The organism is Acinetobacter sp. ANC 3781 (assembly GCF_004331285.1).
Taxonomy (GTDB): Bacteria; Pseudomonadota; Gammaproteobacteria; order Pseudomonadales; family Moraxellaceae; genus Acinetobacter.
Genome location: NZ_SJOH01000005.1, coordinates 73,066 through 87,326, shown reverse-complemented (window position 1 = coordinate 87,326; position 14,261 = coordinate 73,066). Strand labels below are relative to the sequence as shown.

The following is a 14,261-nucleotide window of genomic DNA, read 5'->3' as shown; positions in this document are numbered from 1 at the left end:
TCGAGTTTAATTGCGAAACTATTTTGTCTTAGTTTCTTACAAAAACATGAATGAAAAATTGGTTACAGGACAGTATATGACTGCGGTGTCGAGTGCTTACGCACAGCGCTTAATAATGACATTATTTTTAGTCTCTTTTGGAATTTATTTATTCCTTGCAACAGTGACTTATACGCCTTTTGATCCAGGCTGGATGCATATTTCCAGTGATACACAGCAGGTATCGAATGCCAGCGGTGTGGCAGGTGCCTGGATTGCAGATTTACTGTTCGGTTTCTTGGGCTGGGCAAGTTTACTCATTCCAATCTTTCTATTTGTCGAGGCAATTCAGGTCTGGTGGCCGTATAGCTTTTTGAATAAGCCTTTCCGTTATGCTGCACAGTTCTTTATTTTACTGGCGACAGCAAGTTTACTGTATTTATTTTGGCAAGTTCCGGCAGATACCCTAGACAATGCATCTGGCGGTATTATTGGTTATGAATTGGGGCAAAGTCTGTCTCAAATTTTAACGATTTATGGTGCGACCTTATTTCTAGTGGTGTTTTGGGTGGTGCTATTTACCTTGGCATTTGGAGTGAAGTGGAATAAAACATGGGTTACGCTTAAAGCGACTCCTGCTTATTTACAAGACTTATTCTATAAAAATGTTCCGGAAAGCGAGTCTGCATTTGATCGTACGGCACCTGAAATCAAAAAATCAGTGGCCAGTGTCAAACAAAAAATAGCCACAGAAACTTTAACATCTGCTCCAGAACATCGTGAAATTCCAGAGACCTCATCTCTGGTGCGAGATCAGGCTGCGGAACGCTTGTTTAACGATATGGTAGAAAAAGAACAATATGCACAACAGCAACTCATTGATGCTGAAGATGAAGCAGAATTCGCACAAGTCTTGGAAAAAGCACATCGCCTAGAAGAAAATACTCGACGTGTGGTGGCAACCGGTGAAGTTTGGCGTGCATTAAACTCGGATGAAAATCAAAAACATAAACAAGATATTGATGCCTTGTTAAAAGCTGCAGAAGAATCTGATCTGCATACACCAAATGAACATTTTAAGACATTTGTACATGAGCAGCCTGCATCAATCGCTACACCACAGTCTAAACAGAATTTGGACTGGGATGATGATGAAATTTTTGATGAATTACTTGCCGCTGTTCCCAATGGAAAAACAGCGACGGATGTGCATACCCCATTTAATCATGTAGACAGTGAATCTTTGCTCTCCAGTGTTGAAGAAAAGATTGTAATTGCACCTACTCTAGCAGCTTCATCTTCGAACCATCCTACACCTAAGAATATAGCCTTAGATAATGAGTTTGATGGACTTGATGATCTATTGTTTGATGATTTGCTGATTGATGATATTGAAGAAAAACCTGCTCCAGTACGTAGTACCAGTAGTTATGCACAATCTTCAGCCTTTATAAGCAGCCAAATAAAGACCCAGATTCAGCAGCCGGTTATTTCGGAGGATGAAAAAGCTTTAATTTCATCAAATAAAGATGTGTTCCGTGAAGTGTGGCAGGAAACGGCAGGTAAACCCGTCGAGGAAGATGAGTTCGATTTTGATGCACCATTAACCGATGCCTCAGGTCGTCCGATGTCACTTGCGATGCAGGTTGCGGCACGTCGTAAAGATTTGTCCCCATTACCGGGACTGGATTTACTGGATAAAGTTGATCCAAATAAAAAAGTGAACTTTACTGCTGAACAGTTAGCACGTTTATCTGAACTTTTAGAGATTAAACTGCAAGAGTTTAATGTCAAAGCCAAAGTGGTTGAAGCACAACCCGGGCCTGTGGTAACGCGTTTTGAGCTGGATTTGGCACCAGGGGTGAAGGCGTCTAAAGTCACCAATATTTCCCGCGATCTTGCACGTTCTATGTCAATGGCCTCGGTTCGTGTGGTTGAAGTGATTCCGGGTAAACCATATATCGGAATTGAAGTACCGAATAGTGCCCGTGAAATGGTGCGTCTGATTGAGTTGCTGACCATTCCTGCTTTTACCGACCCCAATAGCATTCTTTCGATGGCGATGGGTAAAGATATTTCGGGTAATCCGGTCATTGCTGACTTAGGTAAAGCACCGCATATGCTGGTCGCAGGGACAACCGGTTCAGGTAAATCGGTGGCAGTGAACTCGATGATTTTATCGATGCTGTTAAAATATACGCCTGACCAGTTACGTTTAATTTTGATTGACCCGAAACAGCTGGAACTTGCCAACTATAACGATATTCCACATTTACTTACGCCAGTCGTGACTGACATGAAAGATGCCGTCAATGCATTAAACTGGTGTGTCAATGAAATGGAACGTCGCTACAAGCTGATGTCTTACTTGAAGATTCGTAAACTCAGTGACTACAACCGCAAGGTCGATGAAGCGATTGCCAATGGTGAAGACTTAATTGATCCGACTTGGAAAGCGAGCGACTCAGTTGTAGGAGAGCGTGCACCACGTTTAACGCCGTTGCCATCCATTGTGATTGTTGCCGACGAATTTGCCGACATGATTATGCAGGTAGGTAAAAAAGCTGAAGAGATGATTACTCGTTTGGCGCAAAAATCTCGTGCAGCTGGTATTCACTTGTTACTTGCAACTCAGCGTCCATCGGTGGATGTGATTACCGGGTTGATTAAAGCCAATATTCCAACTCGTGTGGCTTTACGGGTAAACAGTAAGATTGACTCACGGACTATTTTGGATGCGGGTGGTGCAGAGGACCTATTAGGTCATGGTGACATGCTGTTCCTAGGACCGGGTAAAATTGAGCCTGAACGTGTTCATGGAGCTTTTATTTCCGATGATGAAGTAAACAATATTTGTGATGCATGGCGTGAACGTGCTGCTCCGAATTATGTTGATGAAATTCTGACGCCTTATGATGAAGAACCAACTTCACGTGGTTTTGAAGATGGTGATGGTGGTTCGGATCGAGATGCCTTATATGACCAGTGTGTGTCCTTTGTTCTGGAAACACGCAAGGCTTCAACCTCGTCGTTACAGCGTAAGTTTAGCCTTGGTTATAATCGTGCTGCACGTATTATTGATCAGATGGAAGAAAATGGAATTGTTAGTAGTATGGGTGCCAACGGTAAACGTGAAATTTTAGTCTAAATTTCTATACTGAGTTCAAGGCCTGCTTATGCAGGCCTTTTTCTGGACATTAAAAATACTTATTTTAAAGTTACATGCATAATCATGATGGCGATAAAGATTATTCACGTCAGGCAATGGAAATAACATTTAGGGATGAAAAATAGAGAATGAATATGGTAATGACTTTGTTTCCATTAATTATTTTAATTGCCATGGGTTATGCCTTTAAAAGGGTGCAGTTTTTAACGGATGAATTTTGGCGTGGCGCTGAAAAACTGAATTATTTAATTTTATTTCCGGTATTACTTTTTAATAATCTGGCTTATATAAAACTGGAACTTGCAACCTTTGCTCAGATGCTAGTAGCTCTATTTATTGTCATCATTATGAGCACTTTAACGCTATGGATAGTGAAGGCCTTATTTCATATCCCAATTGCGCGTTTTGGCGTGTATGTGCAAAGTCATATTCGTTTTAATACCTATATGGGTTTATCCATTATTTCATTGCTGTTCGGCGCTCAGGGCATGCAAATGTTTGCCATGATAATTGCGTTGACAATTCCTTTGGTCAATGTGATTTCAGTGCTGGCTTTTTCCCAAGGGCAGGGTTTAAAAACGACACAAATTCTACTTTCTTTGATAAAAAACCCCTTGATCCTGGGCTGTGTGGTTGGAATTGTTTTTAATCTGCTGCAATTGTCATTATTTTCTGGTGTGGAACAATTGTTTAAGATTTTAGCCAGTATGAGTTTGCCATTGGGATTAATTTCTGTAGGCGCTGCCTTACAGTTTGCAGAATTGAAACATGATTATTCAAGACTCTTGTTGAATACTTTGGGACGTTTATTGCTAATGCCATGTTTGGCTTATTTGATTTGTTATGCATTAAATTTAAATCATTTTGAAACCACTATATTGGTGGTCTTTTTTGCTTTGCCTACTGCCTCTGCTTCTTATATTTTAACCCGTTATTTTCAGGGGGACAGTCAACTGATGGCAGGTATTATTAGTCTACAAACACTATGTTTTGCAGTCACGTTTCCTGTACTAATGATATTGCTAACTTAATGTGATTGTCTTGGCTTCTCATAAAAAAGCCTGTCGGTATTATTTAAACAGACAGGCTTTTTTGTTTTTAGCTGTACTTTTATAAATTAGGCAAACTTAGCCAAAACTTCTAAGAAGCCTTCGCTTTGACGAGGGTATTCAGCAATCACATCATGAATGCGTTGGCCTTCAGGATTGGTTGCATTGACATCACGACCATCGGCAACGAATTGCGTCAATAAGCGTTCATAGTCATTTGGACGCATATGTTTGAATGCGTGATAAAGCACGTGAAAATCGGCATTCACGCCTGCAGGAGGAAGCTGTGTTAAATAGGCAAATACACGCTCGTCTGACCATTCTTCATTGAACGTTGCTGGCTGAGATAATGCCATCGCAATCTCTCCTTGGTAAATTGAATAAAATAAAAAAGCAAAATATGAAGGACAAGAGAAAGTAGTTTTACTTGACCGGGCCAACTGTGAAGCACAGTTTCTCGTCTGGAGGCTGGGCAAGTCCTTAAAGCAGTGCTTTAAGTTTGCTGATCCAGTCCATTCGAAGCACAGCTTCTCATCTTGCGGCTGGGCAAAGTAGTACTTTACTGATCCAGCCTCATATTTTGCCTTGATTCAATTTGCTTGACTAATCAGAATTCAGATTATCGCTCTTCAGGCAAATTGATATTCATTTCTAACATTTCGATGTTTGCTTCAGAACGAACAGACATTTGAATATGCTGCTCATCTACACCACGAACGTAACGATTGACCACCTGCATGATTTCTTTCTTCATTTGGTCAATTTTGTCTTGGCTTAAGCGTTTACCTAAACCTTGCTCAGAGGCAACAATTACTTTTAAGCGATCTTTAGCAGTTTGTGCGCTTGAAGGTTTATCATCGTTGCTGAATAATTTACTCCAGAATCCTGCCATTTCTTACGCTCCAAATAATCGTGCTAACCAACCTTTAGGTTTTACCGAAATGTGACGGTAAGGACGTTCTTCACCCAAAAAGCGTGCTACCAAGTCATCATAAGCCTGACCTGCTGCATCTTCAGTAAACAGAATCACTGGTTTACCTTCATTTGATGCTTGTAATACGCTTGGACACTCAGGAATGACACCCAGTGTTGGTACGCGTAAAATATCTTTAGAAATATCGTCAATCGTTAACATTTCTTGTTTATCAGCACGTTCTGGATTAAATCGTGTAATACACAAATGTTTACGGATACGACCTTCGTTCTGTTCTACTTTTTTGGTTTTGCTGTCGAGCATTCCAATAATGCGGTCAGAGTCACGTACTGAAGAAATCTCAGGATTGGTCACAATGATCGCTTCATCAGCATGGTACATCGCCATGATTGCACCGCGCTCGATTCCCGCAGGTGAGTCACAAATAATGTAATCAAATTCTTGCGAAAGTTCATCCATTACACGTGCGACACCCTCATCTGTCAAGGCATCTTTATCACGGGTTTGTGATGCAGGAAGGATATATAAGTTCTCAATATCTTTATCGCGAATAAGCGCTTGTTGAAGACGAGCTTCGTTATTTAAAACATTCACAAAATCATAAACAACACGGCGTTCACAACCCATGATTAAATCTAGGTTACGTAACCCCACGTCAAAATCGATCACAACAGTTTTGTGACCGCGAAGGGCTAAACCTGTTGCAAAAGATGCACTAGTCGTAGTTTTACCTACACCACCTTTGCCTGATGTTACGACAACAATTTTCGCCACCGAATCCACTCCTGTTATGGTTCAAATCCCCTTTTAGATATGGGGCTTTTGGTGTTTATTTATACATTAAAACTCGAGAACTTCAAACATAAGTTCTTGTTGATCATTCAAGCAAATATGCACAGCTTTTTTGAGGACATGCTGTGGAATGTCATCTGCTACACAATATGTACCTGCAATCGATACCAGTTCTGCTTCTAGGGAATGGCAGAAAATACGTGCTGCACCGTTCCCGCCTACGCCGGCGATGACTCTACCACGCGCGCTACCATAAATATGTATATTTCCTGAAGCAATCACTTCAGACCCACTATTAATGCCTGCATTGAGAATAATATCGCCATGATCTTGTACCAGGCATTGGCCAGTCCGCAGAATTTCATCGTGATAAGAGGTCACATGACTCACCACACGGGCAGGTTTTTCCTCTGATTTCTCTGAATTTTCCGCTTCATTATTACTGGTAGTGTCGGCTTCTACTTCAACGACCTGTTCTTTAGTCGGTTTAATACGTTGCAAGGGTTTAGTGTCTGAAGGCAGAACAGGAAATTGAATTGCGCGCGCTTGATCAGCAAGTAAACCTTCAGTTACAGCCATAGGTTGTACTTCTAGGCTGATCAATAATTGAATTAAGGCAATAAGTTCTTGGTCAACTGAACTTTCGATCACAACTAATGTACCCGGTGGAAATGCTTTTTGTAGCATTGGCGCGAGTTGCTGGCGGATTGCATCATGATCATTGGTATCTAAGTTAATGCGAATCGCATTGACCATTCTGCCCTTTATCCGTATATCAGCCATAATTATTCCTTAATACTTCTGACTCATTCATTTTATGTCGAAGTGATGTTGTAAATAGAGCAAATCCTAGAACAAATTGAATGATTTCTCTAGCAACGTTTTAAATATTTTTATCTGATGATCATTCTTTAACTTGATCATGTTGTTCCAGCATTTGTTGCCATTGCTTTATTTTAACCTGTTGACGAATCGCTTCTAAGCTCTCAAAAACGGCAGACTCAACCAGTTTTTCAACATGGATGTTATTTTCAAACTGTATTTGACTGATTCTATTCGAAATTTCTAAATAAGTCAGATTTTCTTTGTTTTTATTACTTTGAGCGAAAGGCTCAATCAGTCCTTGGGTAATATTTTCACCCAAACGTTGCCCAATACTTTGAATCTGCTGTTCTATACGTCCACCCACAATCGGAATTAGACGTAATAATTGTGTTAATTCAGGCGTATCTTCAATCGCCTGATTCACAATACTTCCGACATTTTTTGCAATGGTCACTCTTTGCGCTTGCAACTCTTTGCCCAAAGATTCTTGTAAAATATCGGCAAGGGCAGTGGCGAACATTTCACGGTGATGGGCGACCAAATCTTCAATCAGTTTTTTATGCGTGGTACTGGTGGAAAGTTCATGTTTTATACTATCTAAAACAGTAATTACAATACGGCTAGTGAGTTCCTCGAGCACCAGATGGTAATAAAAGTTGGCACGCTTATACCAACTATCAGGAATCACTTTATAGCCATGTTCATGCAGGTTGTAGGCGATTGAACCGGCACGTAATAAACGCAAAAAACGCAGTTGTGGAATAATCGACAGAATTTCATACCAATGAATAAAAGGAAAGAAAAACCAGCGTTTATGATGTTGCCCGATGATGGCAATTCCCCAACGGATCAGCAGTTCAATCACAAGAAAACTGGTAAACCAACTTTCGGTAATAATTACCCAAGGACGTAATTCTGTCCTATAAAACTGCAATAGTTCAGGAAGATGGATAAAGTTAAATAACCAACCACCAAAATCACTCATGAGAATGGCATTGGCACTTAAGCAAAACAAGTTGATGATGATCAAAAGCATCATAAAAATGTCATAGCACAGTGCAACTTTCCAGCCCCAAGAATCTTTTTTCACGAAATGAAAGGTCGGCTTGGCTATTTTGTCATCTTGCTTCATTTTCTTCCTTAAATGTTATTTATGCTTTTGCAGCCAAGTCTTGTTTCATGCGTTCAATTAGTTGATCTTTCTCAGTCCATAACTCATCGACCCATTGCTGAAAGTGTTCACGATATTCAGCATCCTCTTCGTAATTGCCACTTAAAGCCCAATCTGGAATCTCAATTTTACGCAAATTGACTGCAATACGATTAACATCACCCAACCAAAAATCGCCATAGCCTGGTGCGCCATCAGGATAAACAATGGTCATATCTACCAGGGCATCAATTTTGTCACCTAAAATATTTAGGGCCAAAGCTAAGCCACCCGCTTTAGGTTTGAGGAGGTGCTTATAGGGAGATTGCTGTGCGTCATGTTTCTCTGGGGTAAAACGCGTACCTTCTAAATAGTTCAGCAAGGTAAAAGGTTGACTCAATAATTGTTCACAGGCCTTGCGTGATTCTTCTATATCACGTGTTTTGAGCTCTGGATTTTTAGCAATTTGTTCCTTGCTATGACGTTTCATCATTGGAAAACCCAAGATTTTAAAGGCTTGTCCAACGAACGGAATAAAGATCAGTTCCCACTTGGTAAAGAAACGGGTCAGGGGCATACGGGTTAAACCAAAATATTGATTCACCGTAGTATCGACCCAGCTTTGATGGTTACAGGTCATCAGGTAACGACCCTGCATGCTCAGATCTAAATCGTCATCAATACTAATATCCCATTTTAAATGAGGTAAGACATGATCGATCAGCCAATTATTGACACCGAGCCAACTGTTGGTAATCTGAATATTAGTTTCGTCTACTTTACGTGATTTTTTGACCAGTTTAGTCAAGCCCAATGCAAGCACTGGAGGGCCATGAAAAAACGTACTTCCGGTAATCACTGAGCCTACAGTTAATCCACGAGATAATTTTTTTAATATAGATTGCTTCTTGATTTGCGATGACATAGAAGAACGGTCCTAAAGATGAAGTCGCCTAATTTTTTTCACCATTTAATATAATTGTAGAATTTAAAATTAAAAAGCCTATTCATATAACTATGTAGAAATTGTGACCAAGGGATCTTGATCACCCGCATAGATTATTACAAAATGTAACTGGGGCTTATATTATTTACAAAAAATCAATGGTATGCCCATTTTTTTTAATTCATCATTCCACTATACGATAAAACACAAGAAGGAGGCATGCAATGCGTGCACTAGCAATTTCAGCAGTAGTAGGGGCAATGGTATTATCAGGTTGTTCGACAACAGGTAATAACTTAGGTGGCGTAGAATATGACAAAACTGCTTTAGGTGGCTTAATTGGCGCTGCAGCAGGTTATGGTATTTCCAAAGGCAATGCTAATACCAGTGCACAAAATAATCGTGCAGCAGCAATTGGTGCTGTAGTGGGCGGTGCTGCGGGTGTTTATCTGGACAACAAAGAGAAAAAACTTCGTCAACAGATGGCTGGTACGGGTGTAGACGTAAACCGTAATCCAGATGGTTCTGTCGGTTTAGTAATGCCTGGTAGCATTACTTTTGATACCAACAAATCAAATATCAAGCCGAACTTCTATGCTACTTTGAACAAAGTTGCGCAAACTTTAACTGAAGATAACAAGAGCGGTATTTTGGTAACCGGTTATACCGATAGTTCAGGTAATGACTCAATCAATATTCCACTGTCTCAAGCACGTGCACAATCAGTAGCTAGCTATCTTGCATCTAAAGGTGTTTCTACTTCACGCATTAATGCACAAGGTCAAGGTTCAGCGAACCCGATCGCAAGCAATTCAACTGCAGCAGGTAAAGAACAAAACCGTCGTGTAGAAATTAGCATTTACGCAGTTCAATAAGTTTTACTGAATGTATAAAAACCACCTTCGGGTGGTTTTTTTATAAATGTCAAACCTGTATTTTAGGTTATGAAAGTTTGTCTGACCCGACTATAATCTAGCTCGAATCAAAACGAGGAAATCCTATGTCGTCGGCAAGTCAACTCAATGACAAGCAACTTGAAGCCATGAAATACACTCAAGGACCCTTGTTAGTACTTGCAGGGGCTGGGTCAGGTAAAACATCCGTAATCACACGAAAAGTTGCCCATTTGGTTCAGAACTGCGGTATTCCTGCATATCGTATTACTGCAATGACCTTTACCAACAAAGCTGCACGTGAAATGAAAGAGCGTGTCGGAAAATTATTGTCTCGTGAAGAGGCCAAAGGTCTTTCAGTTTCGACTTTCCACACCTTCGGTTTGAATTTACTGCGTCTAGAACTGAAACATACACCCTTAAAAAATAATTTTTCAATTTTAGATGCCGATGATTGCAAGCGCATTCTGATGGACTTAATGCATCGTGATAATTTGTCCGGTGCCGAAAGTAAAGAACTGATTGCCAAAGCCATGAGAATGATTTCGGACTGGAAAAATGATCTGATTCCACCCGAACAAGCGCATACCACATGCGAAACAGCAGAAGACGTGCAATTTGCGCATTTGTATCAACTGTATGAGCGCAACTTGCGTGCCTATAATGCGGTCGATTTCGATGACTTGATTGTAATGCCGACCCGTTTATTACAAGAAAATGCCGAAGTCCGGGATAAGTGGCAAAACCGTGTTCGTTACCTGTTGGTCGACGAATATCAAGATACCAATACTGCGCAGTATATTCTGGTCAAACTGCTGGTTGGTGTGATGGGTCAATTCACCGCGGTAGGGGATGATGATCAGTCGATCTATGCATGGCGTGGTGCAAAGCCTGAAAATATGGCGTTGTTGAAGGAAGATTTTCCTAATTTAAAAGTGATCAAACTCGAGCAGAATTATCGTTCGACCAGTCGTATTTTAAAAGCTGCCAATACAGTCATTGGTAACAATCCACATATTTTTGAAAAAAAGCTCTGGTCAGATAAAGGTCATGGTGAAGTGATTCGTGTCATTACTTGCCGTAATGATGATGATGAAGCTGAACGCGTGGTTAAAGATATCATCACTCATAAGCTGATGAATGGCAAAAGCTGGAAAGATTATGCGATTTTATATCGGGGTAATTTCCAGGCTCGTGTTTTAGAAACACAACTACGTCAAATGCAAATTCCGTATAAATTATCTGGTGGTCAGTCATTCTTTGGTCGTGCTGAAATCAAAGACATAATGAGTTATTTACGTATCATCATTAATCCAGAAGATGACAGTGCTTTTTTGCGCATTATTAATACGCCTAAACGTGCGATTGGTCCGGTGACTTTGGAGAAGTTGGGATTATTCGCGCAGGAAAATCATCTGTCATTATTAACAGCAGCGGGTGATCAGCGCTTGACCATGGTGATTCCGAAAAAAGCCACCACACAACTGGCAGAATTTGCCGATTTTATTGGTAGCTTCACCCGTAACTTGCTGGAAGATGACGAGCCAGTGCCGATTATTCGTCAGATGATGCTTGAAGCCGGCTATATCGATTACATTAAAGAGCAGGCAGCAACACCCGCGCAAGAAAAAACCAAGCTCGATAATATTGAAATTTTGTACAGCAGCATTCAAAGTCTGATTAATCGCGCTGAAGATGTCGATGAAAAAAACATTGAAAGTGTGATTCGTAAAATGGTGTTGCTGGATATGCTCGAGCAGCAGAAGGAAGAAGAAGATACCGACAAGGTTAATTTACTGACTTTGCATGCTTCAAAAGGTCTTGAATTTCCTTATGTATATCTGATTGGTCTGGAAGAAGAATTACTACCGCATAAAAATTCGATTGCTGCAGAAACCGTTGAGGAGGAGCGCCGTTTAATGTACGTGGGAATTACTCGCGCACGGCAAGGCTTAACCATTACGCTGGCCGAACAGCGTAAAAATGGCGGACAAATGAAGCAAATGACCCCAAGTCGCTTTCTGGATGAATTGCCGCAAGATGATTTGGACTGGCTGGGTCGCAAGAAAAAATTGGCAGGTAATATTGATCCAAAATTACAAGCACAGCATTATCTCGAAAATTTACGTGCGCTAATTAAGCGTTAATCCACTCTTTAAACCATGCAATTAGGAAAGAACAGATGAAAGTTCAAGTGAAAGTACTCGATACACGGTTAGGCAGTCAATGGCCTTTGCCAACCTATGCGACTTCGGGTTCAGCAGGTTTAGATTTACGTGCTTGTGTAGAAGAAGCTACTGTCATTGAACCAGGTCAGACTGTATTGGTTAAAACAGGTCTAGCTATTTATATTGAAGATACTCAATTTGCAGGTTTGATTTTACCGCGTTCGGGCTTAGGTCATAAACACGGCATTGTTCTAGGTAATCTTGTCGGTTTAATCGATTCAGACTATCAGGGCGAATTGATGGTATCGGTCTGGAACCGTAGCCAAACAGCATTTACTTTAGAGCCAGGTGAGCGTTTAGCTCAATATGTACTTGTTCCTGTAGTGCATGCTGAATTTGAACAAGTCGATGAGTTTGTTGGGACTGAACGTGGGGCAGGTGGTTTTGGTCATACCGGTAAAGGCTAAACTATAAATTGAGTTTAAAGAATTTATAACCTGATAAATGAACAGTAATATTTGTTTTTTTATCAGGTTATATTCTTTATTTTATATAATTTTTGTATTAGAAACTTTAACTCCCTTTATAATAAAAGAATTCGTAAACAAAGATTTACAATACTTACACCAGAAGTATTGCTTTTATCTTTAGGTGAAATCCGGTTTAATTTTTTTTAAATTAATGATATTTAAATGAAAATATTTAATAATATTTGTCTTAAAATTAAATAAAAGATTTTTTTCGAATAAATATAATCTTTTTTATATAATTATTTGTAAGATTTTTTTGCCGCTGATTAAAAATATGAAATACTTTTATAATGCTAATCTTCTCTTTTAAAGTGATGCACTGGTTATGAATACTGACCTTATTAAATTTTCCATAAAGTTCTAATTTTATGGCCTACTCCTAAGTAGCAGATGTCATCATGAATTTTGAAAATAAAAAATTCCCATTACAAATTTTTCGTGCCTATGATATTCGTGGAAAAATATCACTTTTGACACCTGAAATTGTTAAAGCGATTGCCTATGGATTGATTGCTCAATATCTTAAGGTGGGGCAGACGCGACTTGCTATTGGTTATGATGCGCGTTTAACCAGTCCGCAATATGCAGAAATCATCAGACAGGTGTGTGAAGAAAAAGGACTGCATGCGACTATCATTGGTTGTTGTTCAACGCCATTATTATATTTTATTGCACGCCAATTCGGTGGCAATGGAATCATGCTGACCGCCAGTCATAATCCTAAAACAGATAATGGAATTAAGTGGATCATTCAAAATGAACCACCCTGTCCAGCAATGATTGAACAAGTCGGTATAAGTGCTAGTAGCGTTTTTGATCCATTACAAAAATTAGTGACCAAACCTGTTCAGCATGAAGTCGTTATTGAATATTGTCTCGAATATCAGCAAGCATTATTACAAGATATCCAGTTAAAGCGTCCTTTTAAAGTGGTACTCGATGGTTTAAATGGTTCGGCAGGGCGCTGTGCGGCATTGGTGTTAAAAAAATTAGGTTGTGAAATCACAACCATCCGATGTGAAGCGAATGGTGATTTTCCCGATCATGCACCAGACCCTTCACAAGAAAAACATCTTGTTGAATTACGAAAAACTGTACTTGAGCAGCAAGCAGATATCGGAATTGCGTTGGATGGTGATGGTGATCGCCTGGTATTAATTGATGAATATGGTGCTATTATTTCAGCAGATCGATTATTGGCTTTATTTTCTGAAATGTGTTTGAAAACGCATCCCGGTCATGAAGTTGTTTATGATGTGAAATGTTCGACCATGGTCAGGAATACCGTTCATCAATTAGGTGGACAGGCGAAAATGATTCGTACAGGCAGTTCCTTCTTGCGTACTTATATGTCGCAATCTAAAGGAAAAGCGGTTTTTGGTGGAGAATACGCAGGTCATTATGTTTTTAATGACGGGCGTGGTTTTGGCTATGATGATGGTTTATATGCAGCCTTACGTGTGCTGGAATATTTGAGTCAACAACCAGGTTTAACCCTATCAAAAGCATTGCGGGTTTATCCTGAGCGCAGTTGCACTGAAGACCTTTATATTAGTACCCATAGTGAAGAACCTACAGCGGTATTACATGATGTTGAGGTTAAAAGTCAGAATTTAGGTGCACAATTAAGTAAAATTGATGGTGTGCGACTTGATTTTGAAGATGGATTTGGCATTATTCGAGCATCGAATACCGGTGAATATTTTACAGTACGCTTTGATGCGGACAATCCTGTAAGATTAAACGCGATTCGACACACATTTGTTTCCATGTTAAGTGACCGATATCCTAAAATCGCACAAGACATTTTAGATGCTCAATAAGGA

At 39.9% G+C, this 14,261-nt stretch carries 12 protein-coding genes; 6 read left to right on the top strand and 6 right to left on the bottom strand.

The window, feature by feature from the left end; all coding sequences use genetic code 11:
* The first annotated feature begins 76 nt into the window (after positions 1-76).
* Positions 77-3,127, top strand: a complete 3,051-nt coding sequence (locus E0H89_RS05270) for a DNA translocase FtsK (RefSeq protein WP_131215148.1) — start codon at positions 77-79, stop codon at positions 3,125-3,127.
* Between the two features lie 149 nt (positions 3,128-3,276).
* The gene (locus E0H89_RS05265) at positions 3,277-4,179 is read left to right on the top strand and encodes an AEC family transporter (RefSeq protein ID WP_131215146.1); all 903 of its coding nucleotides are present in this window, start codon (positions 3,277-3,279) and stop codon (positions 4,177-4,179) included.
* Positions 4,180-4,265: 86 nt separating this feature from the next.
* Here the strand turns inward: E0H89_RS05265 and E0H89_RS05260 are convergent, their stop codons facing one another.
* The 6 genes from E0H89_RS05260 to yihG form a co-directional block, all read right to left on the bottom strand.
* Complete coding sequence (locus E0H89_RS05260) at positions 4,266-4,553, bottom strand: PA4642 family protein (protein WP_131215144.1); 288 nt, start codon at positions 4,551-4,553, stop codon at positions 4,266-4,268.
* A gap of 263 nt (positions 4,554-4,816) precedes the next feature.
* Complete coding sequence (gene minE, locus E0H89_RS05255) at positions 4,817-5,089, bottom strand: cell division topological specificity factor MinE (RefSeq protein WP_004648029.1); 273 nt, start codon at positions 5,087-5,089, stop codon at positions 4,817-4,819.
* 3 nt (positions 5,090-5,092) lie between these two features.
* Positions 5,093-5,905, bottom strand: coding sequence for a septum site-determining protein MinD (gene minD, locus E0H89_RS05250; protein WP_067862937.1), 813 nt, complete (start codon positions 5,903-5,905; stop codon positions 5,093-5,095).
* Between the two features lie 66 nt (positions 5,906-5,971).
* On the bottom strand, positions 5,972-6,706 hold the full coding sequence (gene minC, locus E0H89_RS05245; RefSeq protein ID WP_131215142.1) for a septum site-determining protein MinC: 735 nt from the start codon (positions 6,704-6,706) through the stop codon (positions 5,972-5,974).
* 121 nt (positions 6,707-6,827) lie between these two features.
* Complete coding sequence (locus tag E0H89_RS05240; RefSeq protein ID WP_131215140.1) at positions 6,828-7,880, bottom strand: preprotein translocase subunit SecA; 1,053 nt, start codon at positions 7,878-7,880, stop codon at positions 6,828-6,830.
* Between the two features lie 19 nt (positions 7,881-7,899).
* Positions 7,900-8,823, bottom strand: a complete 924-nt coding sequence (gene yihG / locus E0H89_RS05235) for a 1-acylglycerol-3-phosphate O-acyltransferase, YihG family (RefSeq protein ID WP_131215138.1) — start codon at positions 8,821-8,823, stop codon at positions 7,900-7,902.
* A gap of 245 nt (positions 8,824-9,068) precedes the next feature.
* On the opposite strand from yihG, the gene E0H89_RS05230 reads away from it, so the two are divergent.
* The 4 genes from E0H89_RS05230 (at position 9,069) to E0H89_RS05215 (ending at position 14,258) form a co-directional block, all read left to right on the top strand.
* Entirely contained in the window at positions 9,069-9,719 is a 651-nt protein-coding gene (locus E0H89_RS05230; RefSeq protein ID WP_131215136.1) for a YiaD family glycine zipper/OmpA-like lipoprotein, read from the top strand.
* Positions 9,720-9,844: 125 nt separating this feature from the next.
* Positions 9,845-11,884: a UvrD-helicase domain-containing protein gene (locus tag E0H89_RS05225; protein WP_131215134.1), complete on the top strand. Its 2,040-nt coding sequence runs from the start codon at positions 9,845-9,847 to the stop codon at positions 11,882-11,884.
* A 35-nt stretch (positions 11,885-11,919) separates the two neighbouring features.
* The gene (gene dut, locus E0H89_RS05220; protein WP_131215132.1) at positions 11,920-12,372 is read left to right on the top strand and encodes a dUTP diphosphatase; all 453 of its coding nucleotides are present in this window, start codon (positions 11,920-11,922) and stop codon (positions 12,370-12,372) included.
* A 461-nt stretch (positions 12,373-12,833) separates the two neighbouring features.
* Positions 12,834-14,258: a phosphomannomutase/phosphoglucomutase gene (locus tag E0H89_RS05215; protein ID WP_131215130.1), complete on the top strand. Its 1,425-nt coding sequence runs from the start codon at positions 12,834-12,836 to the stop codon at positions 14,256-14,258.
* The last annotated feature ends 3 nt before the right edge of the window (positions 14,259-14,261 follow it).

What these genes read in the sequence shown, in the direction of transcription:
- E0H89_RS05270 (WP_131215148.1), top strand. Translation starts at nt 77, where the DNA reads ATGACTGCGGTGTCGAGTGCTTACGCACAGCGCTTAATAATGACATTA.
- E0H89_RS05265 (WP_131215146.1), top strand. Translation starts at nt 3,277, where the DNA reads ATGAATATGGTAATGACTTTGTTTCCATTAATTATTTTAATTGCCATG.
- E0H89_RS05260 (WP_131215144.1), bottom strand. Translation starts at nt 4,553, where the DNA reads ATGGCATTATCTCAGCCAGCAACGTTCAATGAAGAATGGTCAGACGAG.
- minE (WP_004648029.1), bottom strand. Translation starts at nt 5,089, where the DNA reads ATGGCAGGATTCTGGAGTAAATTATTCAGCAACGATGATAAACCTTCA.
- minC (WP_131215142.1), bottom strand. Translation starts at nt 6,706, where the DNA reads ATGGCTGATATACGGATAAAGGGCAGAATGGTCAATGCGATTCGCATT.
- E0H89_RS05240 (WP_131215140.1), bottom strand. Translation starts at nt 7,880, where the DNA reads ATGAAGCAAGATGACAAAATAGCCAAGCCGACCTTTCATTTCGTGAAA.
- yihG (WP_131215138.1), bottom strand. Translation starts at nt 8,823, where the DNA reads ATGTCATCGCAAATCAAGAAGCAATCTATATTAAAAAAATTATCTCGT.
- E0H89_RS05230 (WP_131215136.1), top strand. Translation starts at nt 9,069, where the DNA reads ATGCGTGCACTAGCAATTTCAGCAGTAGTAGGGGCAATGGTATTATCA.
- E0H89_RS05225 (WP_131215134.1), top strand. Translation starts at nt 9,845, where the DNA reads ATGTCGTCGGCAAGTCAACTCAATGACAAGCAACTTGAAGCCATGAAA.
- dut (WP_131215132.1), top strand. Translation starts at nt 11,920, where the DNA reads ATGAAAGTTCAAGTGAAAGTACTCGATACACGGTTAGGCAGTCAATGG.
- E0H89_RS05215 (WP_131215130.1), top strand. Translation starts at nt 12,834, where the DNA reads ATGAATTTTGAAAATAAAAAATTCCCATTACAAATTTTTCGTGCCTAT.